The 23,069-nt window shown below is 38.8% G+C and carries 24 protein-coding genes; 6 read left to right on the forward strand and 18 right to left on the reverse strand.

Annotated features, from left to right (window positions below):
- Positions 1-205 precede the first annotated feature (205 nt).
- A complete protein-coding gene (gene adhE, locus FLP15_RS01430; RefSeq protein ID WP_142765714.1) occupies positions 206-2,884 on the forward strand; it encodes a bifunctional acetaldehyde-CoA/alcohol dehydrogenase in 2,679 nt (892 codons plus the stop codon).
- Between the two features lie 92 nt (positions 2,885-2,976).
- Here the strand turns inward: adhE and FLP15_RS01435 are convergent, their stop codons facing one another.
- From FLP15_RS01435 to FLP15_RS13520, 14 genes are all read right to left on the reverse strand, one after another.
- Entirely contained in the window at positions 2,977-3,447 is a 471-nt protein-coding gene (locus tag FLP15_RS01435; RefSeq protein WP_142765715.1) for a hypothetical protein, read from the reverse strand.
- Positions 3,448-3,533: 86 nt separating this feature from the next.
- Entirely contained in the window at positions 3,534-4,043 is a 510-nt protein-coding gene (locus tag FLP15_RS01440) for an LTA synthase family protein (protein ID WP_142765716.1), read from the reverse strand.
- A complete protein-coding gene (locus tag FLP15_RS01445; RefSeq protein WP_142765717.1) occupies positions 4,037-4,357 on the reverse strand; it encodes a hypothetical protein in 321 nt (106 codons plus the stop codon). Before FLP15_RS01445 ends, FLP15_RS01440 begins: the two co-directional genes overlap by 7 nt.
- A 23-nt stretch (positions 4,358-4,380) precedes the next feature.
- Entirely contained in the window at positions 4,381-4,896 is a 516-nt protein-coding gene (locus FLP15_RS01450) for a hypothetical protein (protein ID WP_142765718.1), read from the reverse strand.
- A gap of 13 nt (positions 4,897-4,909) precedes the next feature.
- A complete protein-coding gene (locus FLP15_RS01455) occupies positions 4,910-5,188 on the reverse strand; it encodes a hypothetical protein (protein ID WP_142765719.1) in 279 nt (92 codons plus the stop codon).
- An 86-nt stretch (positions 5,189-5,274) separates the two neighbouring features.
- Positions 5,275-6,138, reverse strand: coding sequence for an Rgg family transcriptional regulator (locus tag FLP15_RS01460; RefSeq protein ID WP_142765720.1), 864 nt, complete (start codon positions 6,136-6,138; stop codon positions 5,275-5,277).
- Between the two features lie 211 nt (positions 6,139-6,349).
- Complete coding sequence (locus FLP15_RS01465) at positions 6,350-7,399, reverse strand: SepM family pheromone-processing serine protease (RefSeq protein WP_142765721.1); 1,050 nt, start codon at positions 7,397-7,399, stop codon at positions 6,350-6,352.
- Positions 7,383-7,883 (reverse strand): pantetheine-phosphate adenylyltransferase, encoded by a 501-nt coding sequence (coaD, locus tag FLP15_RS01470; protein WP_142765722.1) that lies wholly within the window; start codon positions 7,881-7,883, stop codon positions 7,383-7,385. Before coaD ends, FLP15_RS01465 begins: the two co-directional genes overlap by 17 nt.
- A gap of 8 nt (positions 7,884-7,891) precedes the next feature.
- Positions 7,892-8,314: a hypothetical protein gene (locus FLP15_RS01475; RefSeq protein WP_142765723.1), complete on the reverse strand. Its 423-nt coding sequence runs from the start codon at positions 8,312-8,314 to the stop codon at positions 7,892-7,894.
- Positions 8,304-8,843 carry a 16S rRNA (guanine(966)-N(2))-methyltransferase RsmD gene (gene rsmD / locus FLP15_RS01480; protein WP_142765724.1) on the reverse strand — a complete coding sequence of 180 codons (540 nt, stop codon included), beginning with the start codon at positions 8,841-8,843 and terminating at the stop codon, positions 8,304-8,306. The genes FLP15_RS01475 and rsmD overlap by 11 nt, the downstream gene beginning before the upstream one ends.
- A gap of 248 nt (positions 8,844-9,091) precedes the next feature.
- Positions 9,092-10,309, reverse strand: coding sequence for an MDR family MFS transporter (locus FLP15_RS01485; protein WP_142765725.1), 1,218 nt, complete (start codon positions 10,307-10,309; stop codon positions 9,092-9,094).
- A 43-nt stretch (positions 10,310-10,352) separates the two neighbouring features.
- Complete coding sequence (locus FLP15_RS01490) at positions 10,353-11,579, reverse strand: MDR family MFS transporter (RefSeq protein ID WP_142765726.1); 1,227 nt, start codon at positions 11,577-11,579, stop codon at positions 10,353-10,355.
- Between the two features lie 22 nt (positions 11,580-11,601).
- Positions 11,602-12,315 carry an MFS transporter gene (locus FLP15_RS01495; RefSeq protein WP_342588731.1) on the reverse strand — a complete coding sequence of 238 codons (714 nt, stop codon included), beginning with the start codon at positions 12,313-12,315 and terminating at the stop codon, positions 11,602-11,604.
- Positions 12,316-12,337: 22 nt separating this feature from the next.
- Positions 12,338-12,691, reverse strand: a complete 354-nt coding sequence (locus tag FLP15_RS13520) for an MFS transporter (RefSeq protein ID WP_280954080.1) — start codon at positions 12,689-12,691, stop codon at positions 12,338-12,340.
- Positions 12,692-12,998: 307 nt separating this feature from the next.
- On the opposite strand from FLP15_RS13520, the gene FLP15_RS01500 reads away from it, so the two are divergent.
- Positions 12,999-13,490 (forward strand): RNA polymerase sigma factor, encoded by a 492-nt coding sequence (locus tag FLP15_RS01500; protein WP_142765727.1) that lies wholly within the window; start codon positions 12,999-13,001, stop codon positions 13,488-13,490.
- A 27-nt stretch (positions 13,491-13,517) separates the two neighbouring features.
- Positions 13,518-14,627, forward strand: coding sequence for an anti-sigma factor (locus FLP15_RS01505; RefSeq protein WP_142765728.1), 1,110 nt, complete (start codon positions 13,518-13,520; stop codon positions 14,625-14,627).
- A 414-nt stretch (positions 14,628-15,041) separates the two neighbouring features.
- Here the strand turns inward: FLP15_RS01505 and FLP15_RS01510 are convergent, their stop codons facing one another.
- Positions 15,042-16,388 (reverse strand): glucose-6-phosphate isomerase, encoded by a 1,347-nt coding sequence (locus tag FLP15_RS01510; RefSeq protein ID WP_142765729.1) that lies wholly within the window; start codon positions 16,386-16,388, stop codon positions 15,042-15,044.
- A gap of 175 nt (positions 16,389-16,563) precedes the next feature.
- Positions 16,564-17,079, reverse strand: coding sequence for a TetR/AcrR family transcriptional regulator (locus tag FLP15_RS01515; RefSeq protein ID WP_142765730.1), 516 nt, complete (start codon positions 17,077-17,079; stop codon positions 16,564-16,566).
- A 109-nt stretch (positions 17,080-17,188) separates the two neighbouring features.
- Here FLP15_RS01515 and FLP15_RS01520 point away from each other — a divergent pair, with 109 nt between their 5' ends.
- The 3 genes from FLP15_RS01520 to FLP15_RS01530 all read left to right on the forward strand — a co-directional run bounded on the left by FLP15_RS01520 (position 17,189) and on the right by FLP15_RS01530 (position 19,702).
- A complete protein-coding gene (locus FLP15_RS01520; RefSeq protein ID WP_142765731.1) occupies positions 17,189-18,316 on the forward strand; it encodes an MFS transporter in 1,128 nt (375 codons plus the stop codon).
- Between the two features lie 119 nt (positions 18,317-18,435).
- Positions 18,436-19,173, forward strand: coding sequence for a MerR family transcriptional regulator (locus FLP15_RS01525; protein WP_142765732.1), 738 nt, complete (start codon positions 18,436-18,438; stop codon positions 19,171-19,173).
- Between the two features lie 22 nt (positions 19,174-19,195).
- Complete coding sequence (locus FLP15_RS01530) at positions 19,196-19,702, forward strand: YkgJ family cysteine cluster protein (RefSeq protein ID WP_142765733.1); 507 nt, start codon at positions 19,196-19,198, stop codon at positions 19,700-19,702.
- Between the two features lie 269 nt (positions 19,703-19,971).
- Here FLP15_RS01530 and FLP15_RS01535 read toward each other — a convergent pair whose 3' ends face one another.
- Both FLP15_RS01535 and FLP15_RS01540 read right to left on the reverse strand, forming a co-directional pair.
- Positions 19,972-22,623: a valine--tRNA ligase gene (locus tag FLP15_RS01535; protein ID WP_142765734.1), complete on the reverse strand. Its 2,652-nt coding sequence runs from the start codon at positions 22,621-22,623 to the stop codon at positions 19,972-19,974.
- 1 nt (position 22,624) lies between these two features.
- Positions 22,625-23,014: a nuclear transport factor 2 family protein gene (locus tag FLP15_RS01540; protein ID WP_142765735.1), complete on the reverse strand. Its 390-nt coding sequence runs from the start codon at positions 23,012-23,014 to the stop codon at positions 22,625-22,627.
- Positions 23,015-23,069: the final 55 nt, after the last annotated feature.

Consider the following 23,069-nt stretch of genomic DNA (forward strand, 5'->3'; position numbering starts at 1 on the left):
GTAAAAAATATTGTCAAATCTTTAAAATCATGGATTTGACAATATTTTTACGCCTTAATGTAAGCGCTATCTAATTTATCTGATTTTTTAATTTAATAAAAATTGTAAAAGTCATCACAATATTACTTGACATGGGAATAAATGTTTGTTAAAATATTCACGTAATGGTAAGTGAAAAAAATCACAAAGGAGAATCTATTTACTTATGCCAAAAGAAAAAACTGAGCTGACTGCTGAAGAAAAAATGGCTCAAGCCGTAAAATATACTGACGGTCTTGTCAAAAAAGCTCACGAAGCTGTACTAAAATTTGAAGGTTATACTCAAGAACAAGTTGACACAATTGTGGCCGCTATGGCACTAGCTGCAAGCGAACACTCATTGGAGCTTGCTCATGAAGCTGTAAACGAAACAGGACGCGGTGTGGTTGAGGATAAAGACACTAAGAATCGTTTTGCTTCTGAATCAGTTTATCACTCTATCAAGAACGACAAAACGGTCGGTGTGATTGGTGAAAACAAGGTTGCAGGTAGTGTTGAAATTGCAAGTCCTCTTGGAGTCTTGGCAGGTATTGTTCCAACTACCAATCCAACTTCTACTGCAATCTTTAAATCATTATTGGCAGCGAAAACACGTAACGCTATTGTTTTTGCTTTCCATCCACAAGCTCAAGGATGTTCAAGTCATGCTGCTAAGATTGTATACGATGCTGCTGTTGCAGCCGGAGCTCCTGAAAACTTTATCCAATGGGTAGAAAAACCTAGTCTTGACAATACAACTGCCTTGATTCAAAATCATGGTATTGCATCTATCCTTGCTACTGGCGGACCAGGTATGGTCAATGCTGCACTCAAATCTGGTAATCCTTCACTCGGCGTTGGTGCTGGTAATGGTGCAGTCTATATTGATGCTACAGCTAATGTTGAACGCGCGGTTGAAGACTTACTCATGTCTAAACGTTTTGATAATGGGATGATTTGTGCAACTGAAAATTCTGCTGTTATCGCAGCTGAAATCTACGATGAATTTGTTGCTAAAATGCAAACTCAGGGTGCTTATATGGTGCCTAAAAAAGATTACAAAGCTATTGAATCATTTGTTTTTGTTCAACGTGGTGGTGAAGGCTGGGGAGTAACTGGACCCGTTGCCGGTCGTTCAGGTCAATGGATTGCTGAACAGGCGGGTGTAAAAGTGCCTACTGATAAAGATGTTTTACTCTTTGAACTCGACAAGAAAAACATTGGTGAGGCACTTTCATCTGAAAAACTAAGCCCATTGCTTTCTATTTATAAATCAAATTCACGTGAAGAAGGAATCGAAATTGTCCGTAGTCTTCTGCACTATCAAGGTGCTGGGCATAATGCCGCTATCCAAATCGGCGCAATGGATGATCCATTTGTTAAAGAATTTGGTGAAAAAGTCGAAGCTTCTCGTATCTTAGTCAATCAACCTGATTCAATCGGCGGTGTTGGGGATATTTATACTGACGCAATGCGTCCATCGTTGACACTTGGTACTGGTTCTTGGGGGAAAAATTCGCTCTCACATAATTTGAGCACATATGATCTATTGAATATTAAAACAGTGGCAAAACGTCGTAATCGCCCACAATGGGTTCGTTTGCCAAAAGAAATCTACTACGAAAAAAATTCTATTTCTTACTTGCAAGATTTACCACACGTGCATAAAGCCTTTATCGTAGCTGACCCAGGTATGGTAAAATTTGGTTTTGTTGATAAGGTGTTGGAACAACTTGCAGTTCGTACAACTCAAGTACAAACAAGTATCTATGGTTCTGTTCAACCTGACCCAACTCTATCGGAAGCTATCGCGATTGCTCGTCAAATGAATGAGTTCCACCCTGACACGGTCATCGCAATCGGTGGTGGTTCTGCCCTTGATGCTGCAAAAATTGGTCGTTTGATTTATGAGTATTCACATCGTGGAGAAGTTGATTTAGCTGATGATAAAGCGTTGAAACATCTCTTTGAAGAATTAGCTCAAAAATTCATGGATATTCGTAAACGTGTTGTAAAATTCTATAACCAACGTCAAACTCAGATGGTATGTATCCCTACAACATCTGGTACAGGTTCTGAGGTAACTCCATTTGCCGTTATCACTGACGATGAGACTCATGTAAAATACCCACTCGCCGACTACCAATTGACACCTCAAGTAGCCATTGTTGACCCTGAGTTTGTTATGACTGTACCAAAACGTACTGTAGCTTGGTCTGGTATAGATGCACTCTCTCACGCTCTTGAATCTTATGTTTCTGTTATGGCTTCTGACTATACTAAACCTTATTCATTGCGTGCGATTAAGTTGATTTTTGAAAACTTGGAAACTTCTTACAAATATGATCCAAGTCATCCGTCTAAAGAAGGTCAAGTTGCTCGCGAAAATATGCACAATGCGGCGACTATCGCTGGTATGGCTTTTGCTCAAGCTTTCCTCGGTATCAATCACTCACTTGCTCACAAAACTGGTGGTGAATTCCACTTGCCACACGGTCTTGCGATTGCGATCGCAATGCCACATGTCATCAAGTTTAATGCTGTAACTGGTAACGTTAAGCGTACACCATTCCCACGCTATGAAACTTACCGTGCTCAGGAAGATTACGCCGAAATTGCACGTTATATCGGCTTGACTGGTAAAGATGATGCTGAATTGGTGGATGCTTTGATTGCTAAAATCCATGAACTTACAGATGCAGTTGATATTGACGTGACGCTTTCAGGCAATGGTGTGAAGAAAGAACAACTTGAAAGTCAACTCGACAAACTTGCAAACTTGGTTTATGATGACCAATGTACGCCTGCTAACCCTCGTCAACCTCGAATTGATGAACTTAAACAACTTTTGTTGAATCAATTTTGATGTTTGAATCCTTTAGTGAAGGATGATAATAATATGTTAAACCCGTCTGTTTAGTCACAGGCGGGTTTTAAATACACAAGAATAAAAAGAAACTACCTTAAAGCATAGTTTCTCCTATTGCGAGTAATATCTCGAATAATCCAAGCAATCAAGAAGATATTAACAACGGCAAACACATAGTAACCCCAGTAGAGCATATCGCTAAGCATAAACTTGATTACCTCAAGTCCAACCAATCCTTCGGATAAGTTTTTAAAAAGATATCCACCACCGAGATAGAATGCACTAAGTGCTAAAGCTCCTCCAATGATGTAGGATAGCTTTTTCGTCCTATTTCTCACAACAAAATAAAGGACAAACAAAGCAATAAATATACCCAAAGCAACTCCATGGAAAAGCAAATGGTTAAATACTGTCGTGTTATTGTGTCGCTCAATACCAAGACTTATCTTTCCGCTAACTGCGATTATCGGATGAATGGGACGTAAATATGGTAAAAATAGCGCGAATAGATACAATACACTCAATGTAACTAAAGAAATATTTTTTTGTATTTGTTTCATTAATTTTCCTTATTTTTCTATATGTTATAATTTACTCCATTGTTACTTTGAATAAATTAATTGGATACAGTAAATATAAGAGTGTACTACAAATCTACTGTATCTTTATGTTTTTTATTTTTGGGAGTAAAAGCTACAAAAATAGCCCAAACTGAAATTATAATACTAACTATTGTTGGAATCCAGTAACCTACACTTGCTACTTTCAAGATTATTTTTGCATTTTCTAATCCTGCACTTGAGTACAAAAACATCGGTAATATCATCAGTGTGGCTAAATCTAGTGTTGCCATAAACAATATAATCGATATAATACGAGATATTTTTTTATTTCGTTTGATAAAGGGAAAAACCATACCCAATACAATAAACGCAACTAAAGAAATCTGACTTCTCAAATAAGCAATTCCTACAAAAAGAATTGTAAAGATATTAGAGTTTCCTGCTCCTTGAACCGCATCTGTAAAATACGGAAATAATGAACCGATGGTATAAATTAAAACGAAAAAGAGGAATGCAACATCTCCTTTATTCAATCTAATTTTTCCCATCGAAAAGATTCTTTTGGATTTTAAGACCTTATTGTCTCCTACCATCTTCTAACCTCATGAATTCTAGTAATATACGTAAATGTATTTTCTATTATATTCGTTTGATATTCAACATATGCTGAAGTAATCGCAATAACTTTATAATAAAATCCATCAGAACGAAGAATAATTTCACCTACATATACTCCTCCACCATCGTCCATCACTTGTGTCAATGGTGCGATGGCAACTGGTGTTGTAACAGTATCTGCACTTGCTTTGAGTTCTGGAGTAGCAAAGAATAATCCTGCTGCAAGAGCTGCTACTGCAAGAAGTGCATATTTTGGAGCTTTTGTTCCTGAAATTTGTGAGTAGTCCATGATATGAACCTCCTTTGTATTTGTTAAGGTTGCACTTTTAGTTTAATCACTCTCTTTACATTTTTGCCCTCTCTATCAGAACTGTGATTAATAAACATATCTCTGATCAACCAACTAATTAGCATAACACTTGCAAGTGCAAAAGCATAGAATCCCCAATTCATTACAATTGGTACAACACTAGGAGAAGTTATACCACCCAAAAATCCTGTTTCTTGGAAATTTCTAATCATAATATAGCCCAAGACAAGATAGAATATCGTCAAAATCGCTACTGTCCCTGAAATAATTGCTAATTTCCTCAGACTTTTTCGTAAGACAAAGTAAGCAACTAACAAAACGAGAAAAAAAATAGTCGTTTTAGTATGTTCTATCACCTTAGTAAAACCAGTGGCTGCATTATATAGATCTATATTTCCATGAGTCGCCGCCTCCGTCCAAGAGGTTATCTTAAAGGGTTTGTAGTAGGGTAAAACAAAACTTATCAGATAGAGTAAAATGCTCAATCCTAGCCATAAAAAATTTATTTGTTTTTTCATTTCTCAGCACCTCCTAGGCAAGATAATCAGCATAAAACTTAAATTGTCCGTTGACAAGCTTATAATATCCTCCAGAAACCGTATTATAATACAATCCATTTCCTACATAGGCATATGTTCCTCCACCATCGTCCATTACTTGTGTCAATGGTGCGATGGCAACTGGTGTTGTAACAGTATCTGCGCTTGCTTTGAGTTCTGGAGTAGCAAAGAATAATCCTGCTGCAAGAGCTGCTACTGCAAGAAGTGCGTATTTTGGAGCTTTTACTCCTGAAATTTGTGAGTAGTCCATGATATGAACCTCCTTTGTATTTGTTAATGATAGTCTATCACTTTAAATGAAGGTTCATTTAGTTTTTGGAATATATACCAAAGCGCTTACAAATTTTCGATTTCTTCGTAAAGTATTTTTGCTTCTTCTTTGTACCCATAATATTCTAAGGTCTCAACACATTTTCTCATATCATTGACTGCACTTTTCTGTTTTTGCAATACCCTATAGTGAGCTTTGTGATAATTAAGAATTATTTTTTCATAAAAGAAATCAATTTGAATGTTTATAGATTCAAGATAATTAATATATTTAAGCGCAAAAATCAGATCTCCTCGTCGTAAAAATGTATCAATGATATTTAAAAATGTTCTAATAACGAGTTGTTGATTGAGATGTATGGATTGATAAAAGTTTGTTTTCCCTAAAATATACTTCCCATAATATTTCAGAGAATTATCATCAAAAAATCTTAAGCAGTTTGAAAAAATCCATAGTTCATAACGTCCCCACTCGGTAACTTGTTCTAAATGATTCATCAAAAAATCCACATCTTTTTTTAGAACAACTGAGTTCTGAGCCATTACGAGAATTATCCGAATTACTGTTTCATTTATTTTAAAATATTTGACAGATGGTTTTTCTTGGACTTTGCTTTCCCAAAACTTTAATATTTCTTTTATTTTAACTATATCTCGCTTAGAATATGCGTTCGCCAAATCTGTTCTAAATTTCTCCTCCTCATCCATGCTATAGTCATTATAAATACTTTGAAATTCATCCAAATAAATATTTGAATTTTTTAATATAACAAAAAATTTCTCAACAGTAATATCAGACTCACCTTTTTCAAATCTAGCAAGTAGCGACTCAGAAAAGCATCCCTGCGTGACTTCTCTGAGTTTTAGACTTTTTGCTCTTCTCAACATTGATATAATTTTGCCTAACTTTAAATCTTTTTTTTCGTCCATTTTTACTCACTTTACCAAATATTCCAAAAATTCTACAAATTATCTTTTTATATTATATCATTATTTCAAAACAACCATAAGGAGTTAATAATATGAAAAAAAGATTTTTTTGTTTCTTTGCATTCATTATTATGGATGTGATTATTACAAAATACTCACTTGTTATTCCCATCATCCAAAAATAAAAAATTCAGCTTATAAGCTGAATTTTTTAATCATTTATTTTCCCAGTTTCTAGATAATCAAGTGCATCATGAATTGTTTTTACTGGTATGATTTTCATTTTGGTGTTGAGTTTTTTGGCTGCTGCTTTGGCTGCAAGGTAGTTATTACTACTGTTTTTCTTCGTGCCTGAGTCTGGCACAATAAAGACGTCTGCTCCTTCTTTGCTCGCCGTGGCAACTTTTTTATCTACACCACCGATTTGGCCGATACTGCCATCATGCTCAATGGTTCCTGTACCCGCAATTTCTCGTCCTTGACGAAGATTTTTCCCTGTAAGCTGACTATAAATCTCGAGTGTGAACATCATCCCAGCACTTGGTCCACCAATACTGCCTGCATTAATCGTGACTTTCGGATTGGTGACTACTTCTGTGTGATCTGTCAGACTTATTCCTATTCCAGTTTTTCCATTTTCGAGCTTGATGTATTTTCCTGTGGACTTATGTTTACTTCCGTCAATCCTTGTGTACTCTATGGTTACTGAATCACCTACTTTTTGTTTTGAGACGTAATCAATCATTTCAGTGCTTGATTTGAAATGTTGACCATTTACTGCGGTGACTGTGTCTGCGAGTTGAAGTTTATTTTTAAACGTTGAATTTTTGGCAATTTGTAAAACATAAACGCCATCGTATTTTAATTCATAAGGTTTATCTGCTAATTTAAAAGCTTGATAAACCGCGGTATTTTGTGCGGTTTGCATATAAAATTGATTGACGAGGTTAAATTGTTCACTATTTAATCCACCTGTCATTTGCTGCTCACTATAAATTGTTGCAAAACTGTTAAAATGGCTATAAATCATCATTGCTACATTGGCTTGAGCAATCTGAACTGTAGTTAAAAAGAAGTCTCCTTTATGCTCATCTTTCTTGCCCTCCACTTGAACCATTTTGCCTAAAGGTTCGGTCGTACCAGGTACCTCAAGGTAGTAGCTTGTTGGATAGATGAGCGCAATTACAGCAATTACAACTACTGCAATAACAAGTGACCATTTGATTATTTTGCTTTGTTTTTTATTATTTGCTTTCTTCATTTCGTTTCCTTAATTCACGCGCGACATTTTCTGGAACCCACTGACTAACATCCTGCCCAAAGCTGTAAAGTTCTCGCATTCTAGTAGAATTCAATGGTTCAAGCGATGGCTTCGCTATAAATAAAATTGTTTCTATTCCTGTCATCTCATGATTAAAATAAAACATATTTTTTTCATACTCAAGGTCTTGAGTATTTCTAACTGAGCGTACAAGCGCTGTTACACCAAGGTTTTTAGCAATATTGACTGTCAAATCTCTTTCATGAGTAATGACTTCAACATTTTTTATTTCTGTCAGTGCTGACAGGCTTTCTGTCAGCATTTTTACACGTTCATTTGTTAAAAAAAGTGGATGTTTTTGGTCATTTTTGAAAATGCCAACATAAAGTTTATCAAAATGCTTACTTGCCCGCTTGATGATATCCAAATGTCCATTGGTCAGAGGGTCAAATGTACCTGTGAATAGTCCGATTTTTTGGCTCATGATTTTCCTCATGTAATTCTATAAAATTGAGTGATTAGGGCAACAATAATGCAGAGAAATACTGGGCTAAATGATAAAAGCACCTTGAGTGCGGCGTAAGGTTTATTTCCATCTATCACGACCATAGCAAAGAATGGACAGACTACACTCATCGGGAATCCAAGAATCGATACAAGAGCAAGTAAGCTACCAAAATCAGATGCTGGAATCATGGATTGAATTACCTTATGTGAGGCAAAGAAACTTCCAAAAAGAAGTGCTAAAATCAATATAACACCTAAACTATAAGTTAAAATGGCAAATACTTTCAAGCCATCATTCAAAATTTTCATTGTTTTTAAAGTGATTACTTCATTGATGAGGGATTCTTTCTCCCCACCAATGTTAGTAGAACGAAAGTAGAGATTAGTGCGTGATAATTTAAAACTCATAAATAGATATTTTTGAAATACCATAAACTTTTTGCTTCGTTAGTTCTAATTGTGCAATTTTGTCAGGTAATTCTACAGTTTTGTCAGTTTCACAAACAACAATACAGTGTTCTGTCAGCAATCTTTGTTCTTGTAAGTACTCCAGATTTTTGACAATCTGCTCTTTAGCATAGGGCGGGTCAAGCAAAATCAAATCAAATGGTTCTGTCAGCACTGACAAACTTCTGTCAGCTGGCATTTTCAACAGTTGAAACTTTTCTGCATCTTTCGTCATTTTGATATTTTCCAAAATCACTGCTTGCGCTAATCTATCTTTTTCCACCATCACTGCGAAATCCATTCCTCGTGAAACCGCTTCAATAGATAAGGAGCCTGAGCCTGCAAATAAATCTAACACACGTCCACCGTCAAAATATGGACCAATCATATTAAAAATAGCGCCTTTAACTTTGTCAGTAGTTGGGCGTGTTGTTTTGCCTGCCAATGTTTTTAGCGGACGTCCGCCATAGTTTCCTGAAACAACTCTCATGGAATCAATTATAACAGAAAAAGAGTAAATCTGTCAGCGTTCTGACAGATTCTCTATTCGTTAATGACATATATTTTTTCTAATTTATATCCTGACTTCATTACGCTATCACTGCTTAAACTCGGATATACAAGGCGAGATGACTGTAAAAATCGTAAGTGATGGAACAATGTTAATCGTTGTTGGCTTTTTACATTGAATGGACCGTAGCCGCTACTGACAGAAATCCTGTCAGCACACTTTCCTTATCATACTGCTTGTTTAATCCTAATCGAGCGCATAGCAGGAAGAACAGCGAAAACAATGATAAGAACCATGAAAAATGCCATGCCGACATTGCCATAAACTGCTGAAAAAGAAACGAGAACTCCTGATAATACTGAAGCTACAGGTTGTGTAATTGTGAAAAAACCTGAATAAGTTCCCGCTGAATCACCCTCCATCAGGTCGGCGCGATATGCTTGAATAAAGCCAACACCAATCATCTCACCAAAAGTTGCAACACCTGTTGCAATAAGCTCAACTGATAAAGTCGTTCCTAAAAATGCCACGATGAAGCCGCTGCCTTGTAAGACTAGACCAACCAAAATTCCTGTTTCACGTCGCCAATTTTTAGTCCATCGATTAATCCCACCGATAAATAATACAATCAAAAGCGTGTTGACAATCAAAAATATTGATAACATTCTTTGTCCGTAAATTTCTATGCCAAAAATACTCGTTGTCACAAAGTGGTCTGATAAATGAACTGGTAAATAATTATCTAACTGATTAAAAATCATTGCTGTAAAAATCGCCGATAAACAATACCACATAAACGCTGTATCTTTTGCTACCCATTGATATGCTTTAAAAATATTGCTCTCTGCTTTTCTCTTTGCCAATTCAGGATGGAAAGATTCACCAATCCAGAAATAAATCACCAGAAAGCTCAAAAATTCTTCTATTGAAATAACGAGCAAAAGTTCAAATAAGTAATCTCTGAAAAACCAACCTGATAGGGCCGAACCAATCAAGATTGCCATATTAATTACCCAGTATTGTAAACTATAAACCATTCGCCGATTATCCGAAGTGGTCAAATCAACCATCATCGCAGTTGCTGCCGTATTAAAAAATCCATAACCAAAAAACAAAATCAAAAAGCCGATATAAGTCAACCAAGGGTCGAAATACCAGGGTGAATTTGCAAAAGTCGCTGTCAAACCACCTATTGTCGTAACTAAGCAGGCAAAAAGCATGAGTGGTCTACGTCCACGTAAGTCTGATAAATGTCCAGCCCAAAGTCCCACAACAAAAGTCAGGATATTTGAGATGATGAGTAGAATCCCTGTAATACCTGCTCCCATATGCTCATTATAATAAATAGTCATTGAACCACCTACTGTACTAAAGCACAGTCCCCCAACAAACATCATTAAAATACGAAGTTGGATTTGTCGATTCAGTTTAAAAAAATCTTTCATATTCTCCTATTACCATTTTGTTAGTAGCTTGGCAGAAAATCTGTCAGCGTGCACCTCGTTCATATCGTCTGATGGAAACTAGACCAGGCAAGACGCCAAGAGAAGTTACAACTAATAAGATAATTCCCATCCCCATACTGCCATAAAGAGGCGAAAATGAAACTAAAGCACCACAAATAACTTGCGCCATTGGCTGAATTGCCGAAAAAGCACCTGTATAAGTTCCAATTTGTTCAGGATTCATCATATCTGCACGCAAAGATTGCTCAAAGGGAACAAAAATTAATTCTCCACCGACATTGAGTACTGCTGCGAGAAATTCAAATAGCACATTATTCGACCAGACTGCCATCGCCCAACCCAATCCCATCAAGATTGCCCCAATCGCAAACCCCCGTCGATTTGACCATTTATTGGTTTGTTTGCGGAAAAAAGACATGAAAAGTACCACGCAGATTGTATTCGTTACTGCCATAATTGTCAACATCCGTTGTCCATAAATTTCTACACCAAAAATATGACTCGTATGAAAAGCATTTCCACTCAAATGCACGGGGAGAAAATAATCTGGCTGTGTGAAAAGCATAGTAATAAAAAGTGTTGCAAGCAAATACAGCATAAATGTGCGATCTTTCGATACTTGTAAATAAGCTTTAAAAATGTTTGTCTGTTGATGTTCTGCGTGATGGACAGGATCAAAAGTTTCTACAATCAAAAATTTGACAATCAAAAGATTGATGACATCTCCCGTAACCACAATTGACAAAAGCATAAATAAATGGTCACGAAAAAGCCACCCTGAAATTCCACTCCCCAGTGCTACTCCGATATTGAGTACCCAGTAATTAAGGGAAAACACGACTTTCCGAGTTTTTGTTGTTGTAATATCAACTAACATCGCGCTCGCTCCAGAGTTAAAGAATCCCCATCCAAAACTTGATGCAACTAAACCAACAAAAGTCAACCAAGGATTAAATAGCACAGGAGAATTGGCAAACGTTGCTAAAGCTGCACCAAAAGTTGAAGTCAACGCACCAATCATCATCGTTGGTTTCCGACCATGAATATCTGTAAAATGTCCCGACCAAATCCCAACCAAAAAACTCAAAACTGAGCTGATGATAAGTAAAATCCCTGTCAGGCTTGCTCCCATATGCTGATTATAATAAATCGTCATCGAGCTACCAATCGTGGAAAAGGTCAGTACCCCGATAAAAGTCATAATAATCCTAAGTTTAATATTACGACTAAGTTCAAAAAAATCTTTCACTTACTCTATTCTCCAAGCTCTGTCAGTATACTGACAGGGTTTCTTTTTGATGACGTGACACAGCGATACTAGCAAGAATAATGGCTAAAATCTCTACAAACGCTAAAATTAATGAAACACCACTCGCTTTAATAATCGGTGAAATTGATACTAGTAAAGCTGCTAAAATCGAAGCAATTGGTGTACGAATTGCACCAATTCCATTATAAGAGCCTATCTTCTCAGGATTCATCAAATCTGCACCCAGTGTTTGAACACTAGGTGTATATACAATTTCACCAAGAGTATAAATCACCCCAGCAATAAAAATCGGAGTAAATGTCGTTGTCATAAAAGCAAAAATCATGCCTGCAGCCATAAAAAGACTACCTAATACGAAGCCTTTTTGATGCGACCAGTCTTTTGTCAACTTATTCATTGTTGTCATTAAAACAACTACCATGACACAAGCTAAAATCAAAAAAATCGTCAACATTCTCTGTCCATAAATCTCAAAACCTAAGATTTTCACCATTTGAAAGCTATTTGATAAGTGCACGGGTAAAAAATTATCAAACTGCATAATGATAAAAGTTGTCCCAATGTTTGCCGCCATAAAAATCATGTATGTTTTATCTCGAATGACAGTCTTATAAGCCTGCAAAATATTTTCACGAGGTTTGTCAGTGCTGACCGAAGGTTTGAATGTTTCTGTCATCACAAAAGTTGTCAAGAAAAACGAAACCAACACTGTCACAAGTAAAATTCCTAAAAGCGCTTCAAACGCAGGTTTGAATAGCCATGCCCAAGAGCTGCCCCAAAATAACTGACAAATTTTGCGCCCAATAATCCAACATAAAAACAACTTTTCGATTTTCAGCCGTTGATGCATCAATAATCATTGCATTTCCGGCTGTAATCACAAAATTATAACCAAAACTAATCATCAAAAAAGCAATAAAAGTTGTCCAAGCATTAACATGAGAAGGCAGATTTGAAAAAATTGCCAATCCACTTCCCAATAACTGGATCGCTGTCCCTACAACCATAACAGGTTTTCTACCATTTCTATCTGCAAAATAACCCGCCAAAATTCCAGCGACGAAAGTTGCGACTGCAGACAAAGCAAGCAAAATCCCGTAATTGCACTTCCTAAGTGTTGATTATAATAAATCGTCATTGACGAAAAAACCGTGCCATAAGAAAAGGCACCTAAAAATACAATTCCTAAGCGAAGTTGCAAATTTTTATCTAAATTCCAAAATTCTTTCATAAATTCCCTTAAATTATCAAATTTTCTTAATTTATCTACAATTGTAGCACAAATAAATTTTAAAAACTAGAAAATCTTAATATAAACTGAATCTATTCTCTCCTTTTGTTACAATAAACTGTAACCAAACTTAATCCCGTTTGTTATATAAGTGAGAGGAGGAAAAAGTGAATCTAAAAAAATATGAAACTGATATCAATCAATATGCAACGGAAATCACTAAATACCTCATCTCACGTGGAAGTAACTATGAAGATGCACAAGATACTGTCCAAGATACCCTAGTAAAGATGATTAGTCTAGACATTTTTATCCCACCTGATAAGCTTCGAGCTTGGATGTACCGTGTTGCCATTCGCAAATATATCAATACTTACAACCGAAACAAACATTATCAAACGCTCATTCAACAATTAAGCACTGAGGTTATGACTTCTGAATTTCTCATCGAAACAAGTCCTCTCCCCACATTTCTTGAACAACTTCCCCCTTATCAAAAACAGCTTCTGACAGCTTATTATTATAAAAATTATTCTACAAAACAACTTGCAGATATGTTTGATATTAGTCTAAGCAAAGTTAAAATTGACCTCTATCGCGCACGTAAAAAACTTAAAAAAATTTTAGAAAAAGAAGGTTACGACCAGTGGTCTTTGTAACCCTAAATATGAAAAGGACTCAAATCAATGCGTACAATTATGATTTTCTTTTATCTCATCCTACTCATTACATTAGCCATCGGGGTAGTTCGCTTTATTCTCTATACCATCAAAAAAATCCGTCACAAAAAGTTGCCTCAGTCTCACCCTATCTCTAATCTGGGAAAAGATTTTACTTCATTTGCCAACAAAACCAAATGGAAACGCTGGGGAATCACTGCATGGATTGCTTTAGTAATTATTTCAATGGTTGGAGCGTTGGTCTGGAACATTAATTCCTACTATATGGAAAAAGCTTATTTCAACGCAAGTAACGAAAGTTCTGCTTATTTTATAGCTTCCGCTCCAAATATTATTGCCAATAACCAAATCATTGATGATTACGGTATATTCAGCTCTAATATCCACTCTGATACTTACAAAGATGTGGATGGTTATCATGTTCCTTGGCGTTCTTACAATTTCGGTTTTGGCACATTAGGTACAACTAATCTAGGTATTCCATTTTCCTCTCCTGTTAATAGTGAAAACGGCTATTACACACAGGACACTGGACAAAAAATTGCAACATTTTTCTCAACGAAAGTTGACTATCACAGTAAAGATTACACAGGAATTCTTCCCACTCACGATGCCGATAAAATCTCAAAACTCTCAAATCATGTTGCAGAAGTTGCTGTAACTTTCAATCAATCCTACAGCTATAACGATATTCAAAAGATGATTCCAAAAAATTTACTCATCAACTGGTACTGGATTGGCTACAACAATCCGACATCTGCTATCGTTGCGGCTCAGGGCAACTGGTATGGTTTAATGAGTAACAGTAGCCCTACAAAAACAAACAGTAACTCACAACTAAATGGAAAACTAGATGATAAAAGTTATGCCTCCTTCATAAAAAATCTTCAAGTCATTACACAATCTCAGCAACTTATCATTAATAATTTCAATTTAACAAAAGATGTACTAAAACAAAGTCAAAAATATCCTTCCCTTAAAACTGCTAAATTTTCAGGTGTTATCCTCACAGGGCGTACTAAAAATTTTGAAAATCTTGATAAGAACTCCTGGGTTTATGCGACAAATGTAGGCGTGACAACTGAAATACGACCAGATATTCCCCCTATCAAATAAAAAACTTACTGACAGAATACTATCAGTAACTATCACAAAAAACCGTACTGACAGAAAGTTGTCAGTACGGTTTTAATCTCTTTTTTTAACCAAGCAAGTGTCTGCTACTCCGCCCTTCGGGCTACGCTGTCGATGCTCGCTACGGTGCTACGTGCTTCGCACGCCGTTCTGCGAACGGTCTACGCAACTTCGTTGCTCCGCTGTCCGTTTGATTGCCTCTATTCTTGTCACTTTAGTGACCTAGAGATAGAGGACAAATGTTCATCGGCACTTTAGTGCCTTACAGCCAATGGTCATGCGAAGCTAACTGCTAAAGCAGTAAGAGCAAAAGGCGAAGCGATAAGGCGAAATGGCAAGCTTTGCTTTCGTTCTACTAACAGAAAGAATCTCCCACTGATGAAGTAATCACTTTAATTAAAGGCGTGAGTTCAATTCTTTTCCAAGTTCTTCAAATCCTGGTTTACCAAGAAGCGCAAACATATTTTTCTTGTAGGCTTCAACACCTGGTTGGTTGAATGGATTAATACCATTCAAGTAGCCAGAAATACCGATAGCAAGCTCGAAGAAGTAAATGGCATATCCAAGCGTGAAAGCATCTTGTTCAGGCAAAGTCACAATCATGTTTGGTACATTACCATCAGTGTGAGCAAGCAATACACCATCAGCGGCTTTCTTATTAACGAAGTCAACATCTTTGCCTTGCAAGTAACCTAAACCATCCAAATCTACATCAAGCTCAGGAATGTTAATATTTTTACGTGGTTTTTCAATACGAACAGCTGTTTCAAAAACAGTACGTGTTCCTTCTTGAATCCATTGACCCAATGAGTGAAGGTCTGTTGAGAAGTTAGCTGAAGTTGGGTAAATTCCTTTTTGGTCTTTCCCTTCAGACTCACCAGCTAATTGTTTCCACCATTCTGAGAAGTATTGAAGTGATGGTTCGTAGTTAATCAAGATTTCTGAGAATTTACCTTTACGGTAGAGGATGTTACGAAGTGCAGCATAAGCATAAGCATCGTTTTCACGAACGTTTGTAGAAGTGTATTCTTTACGTGCAGCGTTAGCACCTTCCATCAAAGCAGTAATATCAGCACCTGAAGCTGCGATTGGCAAAAGTCCAACAGCTGTCAATACTGAGAAGCGTCCACCAACTGAATCTGGAACAACGAAAGTTTCCCAGTTATTAGCATCAGCATTAACTTTTACAGCACCTTTTTCTTTATCAGTTGTTGCGTAAATACGTTTGTTTGCTTCTTCACGACCGTATTTTTTAACCAACATTTCTTCGAAGACACGGAAAGCAATCGCTGGTTCTGTTGTCGTCCCTGATTTAGAGATAACATTTACAGAGAAATCTTTGTCAGCAACATAATCTACAAGGTCAGCCAAGTATGATGAAGAGATAGAGTTCCCTGCATAAAGAATACGTGGTGCTTTGCGTTCCTCAGCAGTTTGCAAGTTAACAAAACTGTTATTCAAAAAGTCAATCGCAGCACGCGCACCGAGGTATGAACCACCGATACCGATAACAATGAGGACTTCTGAGTCAGATTGAATTTTTTGAGCTGCTTTTTGGATACGAGCAAACTCTTCTTTGTCGTAATCTTCTGGGAGGTCAAGCCATCCGATGAAGTCTGAACCAGCACCTTTTCCTTCGCGGAGCAATTTATCAGCGCCGTCAATTTGCCATTGAATTTCGTCAAGTTCATTTTCAGCTACAAATGGTGTGAGTTTTGAATAGTCAAATTTAATGTGAGCCATTTTTGATTCCTTTCAAGCTCTTGCACACTGCAAGAATTTATCTATCAGATGAACTGCAAATTTTTACTTTTCATCTTCGAATTTTCTAGTTAATTTTATCACTTTTTCGCATTTTTAACAAGATAAGACATAGCTAAATACTATTTTTAAGCGTACACGCTTTCATTTTAAGCTTTCAGACAAATTTATCCGCCACCAAATTCCACACTGCTTCAAAATTTTCCTGAAAATGTTCATCCCAACGATTTGCAAACTGCGGATGTTGAAAAACCATAAATGCCTGAATCAATGCTTGATAGTCTTCCGTTTCATTCTCTGAGCTAAAATCACACAATAACTGTGCCAGATGTTGATTATGCTGGTCTTCGAGTGCGAGATTTGTAGAAATATAGTGCGTATAAAGCTCAAACATTTCTCTATCTTCTGTGTAAGCTCTTTTTTTGCAAGAAACAAGTAGCCAGAGCCAATCATGCACACTGTTTCCTTCAAAAGTAATCACAGGAAGCAAGATTTCATCTAGCCAAAGTAATGCCAGTTGCTCCATCAACTGTTTTTTGCTTTTAAAATGCTTGTAAGCCGCCTGATGCGTCACACCAATACGCTCCGCAACCTCAGTCACTGTCACACTTTTCGCCCCTTTTTGAGCTACCAACTGCTTTGCAACTTGTAAAATTTTGTCTTGTGTATTCATAATTTTGATTATAGCACAAGTTGCAAAACTTGACAAACGAAACTCAAAAAGATATAATCATTTCCAGAAAGTTGCAAAACACATAAAACGCAACTCAAAAGGAGATGAGATGAATCATTCACAACTTACCAACCGGGTGTCAAGAGAAAAACTGCCTAAGGGTTCACTTTTCGCTTTGTTTTTCAGTGGCTTTGTTTCGCTATTGACAGAGGCACTGCCTGCTGGACTGCTTCCTGAGATGTCAAGAAGCTTGCACATTACTGCTTCTTTGACAGGGCAAACCGTTACGATTTATGCACTTGCGACTGCTTTAGGCGCCATTCCTCTTGCCAGGTGGACTGCGTCTTGGTCACGCAAACGTGTGGTGCAAACGGCACTCGCTATCGTCTTTATCGCTGATTTATTGACTGCTTTTTCGCCATTTTTTGCCTTGACTATGTTTATTCGTTTCATTGCTGGGCTTGGGACGGCGATGATTTGGCCTTTGCTTGGCGGTTACGCTTCTAGTATTTCGCCAGAAAGCAGTCAAGGAAAAGCTGTGGCTCTCGCTTTGGCTGGAAATCCTGTCGGTTTAGCGTTAGGGATTCCAATGGGGGCGGCACTGGGCAAGCTTTTGGACTGGCAGTTGGTCTTTTTGATCGCAGCAGGACTTGTTTTGCTTAATTTTTTGTGGAATTTTCATTTCCTGATTGATGCCCCTGGGCGTAAACCTGAGCATCAGTCCAAGATTGGAGAAACACTTGCTATTCGAGGATTTAAGCCTATTCTTTTCGCCCTTGCGACTTATATGGTGGCACATAATATCGTTTACACCTATATCACGGACTATCTCGGACGGATTCACTTAGCTTCTGGGACAAGTTTGATTTTGTTTACTTTTGGAGCGGCTTCTATTTTGAGTGTGCTTTTAGTTGGCTCACTCATTGATCGCTACGTACGTCGTCTGACTTTGTTTTCAGCTTCTGGATTGGCATTCGCAATGTTTCTATTGTCAGTTTTCACAGAGAGTCCTTTTATCATTTTTCTTGCTAGTGGACTTTGGGGTTGGTTTTCGGAAGTTCGGCAAGTTTATTTATCCACTCAGCGATTCGTGCAACTGGCAAATATGCTGATATGGCGCAAGCGCTTGTCGTCACTGCATTTTCAGGTTCTATCTCGATTGGAGCTTTTAGTGGCGGCTTACTTATCTCAATCTTTGGCACTTTGTCCATCAGTTGGGCTGCTATGCTCTTACTGATTTTGTCTGCTTTAACTGTGTTTTTTGGGAAAAAGTTCGCTTTTCCTGTGAAATGATTTTGCACTTGACTCTGACCTTGGTGGAGAGTTTATAATGGTTCTATCAGGAAAGGAGATTTCATGTATACAGTTCATCAGGTTGCGGCGCTTTCTTGCGTAACCGTCAAGGCTTTGCACCATTATGACAAGATTGGCTTGCTTGTCCCAGCTACACGCTCTGAGGCAGGTTATCGGCTTTATGATAAGGCAGATTTACAGCGCTTACAGGAAATTTTGTTTTACAAAGCACTGGATTTTTCACTGACAGATATTCAGAAAATGCTGTCAGCACCTCAGCAGCGACTGTCAAATTTGACCGCGCAGCGACGACTACTGACAGAAAAAATTCAGTACTTACAGACCTTGATTACGAGTCTTGACGAAACTATCTCCGCAGAAATTAAAGGAGAAAAAATGACAGAAATCGCACTATTCAAAGGTTTTAAGACAATTGACGAATGGAATCATGCTTTACAGGAGCAAAATGAATATTTACAAAATGTTTATCAGACGCAGGTCAAAGTCGCGGATAGCGACCGTCAAAATTCACTGACAAAAGAAGCACAAAGCTTTACACAGCAAGTGATTACAGCATTACGCGCTGACAGACATCCGTCAGAACTGACAGAAATTGTACGCGCACATCTCGATTTTCAAAAAGCTTATCAGCTCCCTCATACTGCTGACAGCTTTGTCAAACAGACAGCATTTTTCTTGTCAGATGATTTTCATCGTAAAATGCTGGAAGACCAACAGGCAGGGCTTGCAGGCTATTTAGATGAAGTCGCTCAAGCTTATCAAAAGCAGGAAAATTCTTGAAAATTTTGTTAGAATATGAGCAATGAAACATAAATTCCAAGAAATTGACATCGCTCATTACCGCGACCTCGCCCAGCAAAAACAGAAAACGCACAAAAAATTTCTCACTGGACTTGCCAAAAAGCCACCGAAGAATCTTGACCGTGTCGCTCAATCTGTGCATGATGACGTTTTCCTTAAAATCGATTGCACTCTCTGCGCCAACTGCTGCAAGACCCTAGGACCACTATGGACGGAGGCTGATATAGAGCGCGTCGCTAAACATTTGCACATGAAACTACCCGACTTTGAAACTGCTTATCTGCGCATTGACGAGGATGGCGACAAAGTTTTTCAGACCATGCCTTGTCCCTTTTTGTCTACTAATAATCTCTGTAGTATTTACGAAGTTCGTCCCAAAGCTTGTCGCAAGTTTCCGCATACTGACAGAAAAAAGATTTACCAAATCAATCATCTGACCATAAAAAACACCTTGACTTGCCCTGCGGCTTATGAATTTGTAGAGGAATTATCGGAGAAAATAAAATAAAACTTACTGACAGAAAGTTGTCAGTAAGTTTTTTATTAGTTTTCCAATTCCTCAATACGCTTCGCAACCGTATTAAATTTCTCCTGATACCTACGCTTCGCTTCGGTGTCCGTTTGATTGCCATTTGGCTTGCCTCTATTCTTAGTGACTTAGAGATAGAGGACAAATGTCCTATGGTCATGCGAAGCTAGTCGCTATCTTCGCAACTTCTTTGCTACGCTGTCCATTTACTTAGGCGCTAAAGCGCCAAGAGCAAAAGGCAATCCGCCTTATTTTTTCAGTTCTTCAATTCGTGCCTGAGTGGCATTGAACTTATCAAGGTAATCCTGTAATTTTTCCTTTTCTTTCTGCACGACCTCAACCTTGGCATTGGCGACAAATTTCTCATTTGACAGCTTGCGGTTGACAAGGTCAAGCTCTTTTTGCCATTTGGCAAGTTCTTTGTTCAAGCGCGCGATTTCTTCGTCAATGTTGATGAGTCCTGCAAGTGGCAGGTAAATTTCTGCGCCTGTGATGACCGCTGACATGGCTTGTTCGGGCGCTGTCAGTTCCGCTGAAATTGTCAGTTCTGACGGATTGGCGAAGCGCACAATATAAAGTTTGACAGAGTTCAGGAAGTCTGCATTGTCAGATTTGACAAAAATTGGTACTTTCTTTGACAATGGCGTATTGACTTCCGCGCGAATATTTCGCACCGCGGTAATCAGCTCAATCAGCAGTGCGACTCCGTCAGATGCCTTTTCATCGTCAAATTCTGGGCGAACTGTCGGATAGTCTGCCACCACGATGGAGCCTGACGTATTTGGCAATTTTTCAAAAATTTCTTCCGTGAAGAAAGGCATAATCGGGTGCAACAAACGCAGCACATTGTCCAAAACGTGCAAGAGAACGCTTCTCGTTACATCTTTTTCTGCCTCATCATCACCGAACATGACTTCTTTTGTCAGCTCCAAATACCAGTTGGCGAACTCGTCCCAAATGAAATTGTAGAGAATGTGACCCGCAACTCCGAACTCAAACTTGTCCATCTGCTCAGTCACGCGCGCAACCGTGTCATTGAGCCGTGTCAAAATCCAGCGGTCAGTCACGTTGCCAACTTTTCCAGCTGACAGTTCTGTCAGTACTGACGAAACCTTGTCAGCACTGATAGACTCTGCATTCATCAGAATATAACGGCTGACATTCCAAATCTTGTTAATGAAATTCCAAGCAGCATCCATCTTATCATAGCTGAAACGCACGTCCTGACCAGGCGCAGAGCCATTTGACAGGAACCAGCGGAGCGCGTCCGTGCCATACTGCTCGATGACATCCATCGGATCAATCCCATTGCCGAGCGATTTCGACATCTTGCGCCCTTGCTCATCACGGATGAGGCCGTGAATCAGCGCACGCTCAAATGGCGATTGACCTGTAAACTCAAGCCCTTGGAAAATCATGCGTGACACCCAGAAAGGAATGATGTCATAGCCTGTCACGAGTGTGCTGGTTGGATAGTAACGTTTGAAGTCTTCCGCATTTTCATCAGGCCAGCCCATCGTGCTAAAAGGCCACAAAGCCGAGCTAAACCAAGTGTCCAGCACATCTTCTTCCTGTACCCAGCCGTCGCCCTCTGGTGCTTCCTCACCAACATAAACCTCACCGTCCTTGTACCACGCTGGAATCTGATGACCCCACCAGAGCTGACGACTGATGACCCAGTCATGGACATTTTCCATCCATTGCAAATAAGCATCGCCAAATCGTGGCGGATAGAAAGTTACGACATCATCTGTACCGTCTTCTTTGCGTTGATGCGCGATGGCATTTTTAGCCAGCCCGTCCATTTTTACAAACCACTGTTTAGACAAACGTGGCTCCACAATCACACCCGTCCGCTCAGAATGCCCTACTTCGTGATGAATCGGCTCGATTTTAACCAAAACCCCCAGCTTTTCAAACTCTGCCACCACTTTTTTGCGTGCTTCAAAACGGTCAAGCCCGTCATAGTCAGGTCCACAGAGTTCATTCATCGTGCCATCGGCATTCATGACATTCACCTGTGGCAAATCATGCCGCTGCCCAACCAAAAAGTCATTCGGATCATGCGCAGGCGTGATTTTCACGACACCTGTGCCCTTTTCCATATCTGCGTGCTCGTCGCCAATGATCGGGATTTCCTTATTGATAATCGGCAAAATCACGGTTTTCCCGATGTATTTGTTGTAACGCTCATCCGCAGGATTGACCGCCACCGCTGTGTCGCCAAAGAAAGTCTCAGGCCGTGTCGTTGCGACCTCCAGCACGATAGAACCGTCCGCAGAGGCATAATTCACATGATAAAAGGCGCCCTCCACATCCTTGTGAATGACCTCGATATCTGACAGCGCCGTCTGAGCTTTCGGATCCCAGTTGATGATTTTCTCGCCCTGATAAATCCAGCCTTTTTTGTAAAGCTCAACAAAAACCTTGCGCACCGCCTTGTTCAGCCCTTCATCAAGAGTGAAACGCTCACGGTCATAATCGACCGAAATACCCATTTTCGCCCATTGTTGATGGATGGTCTCGGCATACTCATCTTTCCACTCCCACGCTTTTTCAAGGAACTTCTCACGTCCAAGGTCTTGCGGCAAAATTCCGTCTTCAGCCAAACGTGCGGCCACTTTCGCCTGCGTGGCAATTCCTGCGTGATCCATCCCTGGCAGCCACAGCGTGTCAAAGCCCTGCATCCGCTTTTGACGAATGATAATATCTTGTAGCGTTGTATCCCAAGCGTGCCCTAAGTGGAGCTTACCCGTCACATTTGGCGGCGGAATCACAATGCTGTAAGGGTGCGCTTTTTTATCGCCACTCGGCTTAAAAACGCCTTGTGCCAACCATTTTTCATAGCGACCTTCTTCTACTTCTTTTGGGTTGAATTTTGTTGGTAGTTCTGTTGTCATGTTATCTCTCCTCAATTATTTCGATGTTCAACTCTCGCCGACTAAATTTGACGACACCATTTTCTTCCACAAAATCATCTTCATAGCAAATATACATGACAAGTAAGCTTCCATCAGGTTTCAAATGGTGAGCGATGCAATAGCTCGTCGCATGATTGTCGCCAAATTTTACCTGACCATTAAAATGAAAGGTCTTTGTGAAATTTGACAGGGCGGATTTGATGCCGTCAAGGAGTTCAGCCTTGCTGTCAAAAATTTGACGCGTACCATCAGGCATGATTGTCACATTTTCAAAGCTGTCAGTAAAGAGTGCGACTTGTTTTTCGTGCTGCTTGCTGTCAGCGTAGAAAGCCCAATCATCAATCAGCTGTTTCATTTTAATTTCATTCATTTTCAAAGCTCCTTTTTTCAGTTTCTCGTGGGTTGAATTTTGGAGTTAGTTGTGT

This window comes from Lactococcus protaetiae (assembly GCF_006965445.1).
GTDB classification, from domain to species: Bacteria; Bacillota; Bacilli; order Lactobacillales; family Streptococcaceae; genus Lactococcus; species Lactococcus protaetiae.

Coding starts and splice junctions, on each gene's coding strand:
- FLP15_RS01450 (WP_142765718.1), bottom strand. CDS start 4,896: ATGAAAAAACAAATAAATTTTTTATGGCTAGGATTGAGCATTTTACTC.
- FLP15_RS01520 (WP_142765731.1), top strand. CDS start 17,189: ATGAATCATTCACAACTTACCAACCGGGTGTCAAGAGAAAAACTGCCT.
- FLP15_RS01530 (WP_142765733.1), top strand. CDS start 19,196: ATGAAACATAAATTCCAAGAAATTGACATCGCTCATTACCGCGACCTC.
- FLP15_RS01515 (WP_142765730.1), bottom strand. CDS start 17,079: ATGAATACACAAGACAAAATTTTACAAGTTGCAAAGCAGTTGGTAGCT.
- FLP15_RS01440 (WP_142765716.1), bottom strand. CDS start 4,043: ATGGTAGGAGACAATAAGGTCTTAAAATCCAAAAGAATCTTTTCGATG.
- rsmD (WP_142765724.1), bottom strand. CDS start 8,843: ATGAGAGTTGTTTCAGGAAACTATGGCGGACGTCCGCTAAAAACATTG.
- FLP15_RS01455 (WP_142765719.1), bottom strand. CDS start 5,188: ATGGACTACTCACAAATTTCAGGAGTAAAAGCTCCAAAATACGCACTT.
- FLP15_RS01525 (WP_142765732.1), top strand. CDS start 18,436: ATGTATACAGTTCATCAGGTTGCGGCGCTTTCTTGCGTAACCGTCAAG.
- adhE (WP_142765714.1), top strand. CDS start 206: ATGCCAAAAGAAAAAACTGAGCTGACTGCTGAAGAAAAAATGGCTCAA.
- FLP15_RS01435 (WP_142765715.1), bottom strand. CDS start 3,447: ATGAAACAAATACAAAAAAATATTTCTTTAGTTACATTGAGTGTATTG.
- FLP15_RS01505 (WP_142765728.1), top strand. CDS start 13,518: ATGCGTACAATTATGATTTTCTTTTATCTCATCCTACTCATTACATTA.
- FLP15_RS01540 (WP_142765735.1), bottom strand. CDS start 23,014: ATGAATGAAATTAAAATGAAACAGCTGATTGATGATTGGGCTTTCTAC.
- FLP15_RS01465 (WP_142765721.1), bottom strand. CDS start 7,399: ATGAAGAAAGCAAATAATAAAAAACAAAGCAAAATAATCAAATGGTCA.
- FLP15_RS01475 (WP_142765723.1), bottom strand. CDS start 8,314: ATGAGTTTTAAATTATCACGCACTAATCTCTACTTTCGTTCTACTAAC.
- coaD (WP_142765722.1), bottom strand. CDS start 7,883: ATGAGCCAAAAAATCGGACTATTCACAGGTACATTTGACCCTCTGACC.
- FLP15_RS01485 (WP_142765725.1), bottom strand. CDS start 10,309: ATGAAAGATTTTTTTAAACTGAATCGACAAATCCAACTTCGTATTTTA.
- FLP15_RS01510 (WP_142765729.1), bottom strand. CDS start 16,388: ATGGCTCACATTAAATTTGACTATTCAAAACTCACACCATTTGTAGCT.
- FLP15_RS01535 (WP_142765734.1), bottom strand. CDS start 22,623: ATGACAACAGAACTACCAACAAAATTCAACCCAAAAGAAGTAGAAGAA.
- FLP15_RS01460 (WP_142765720.1), bottom strand. CDS start 6,138: ATGGACGAAAAAAAAGATTTAAAGTTAGGCAAAATTATATCAATGTTG.
- FLP15_RS01445 (WP_142765717.1), bottom strand. CDS start 4,357: ATGGACTACTCACAAATTTCAGGAACAAAAGCTCCAAAATATGCACTT.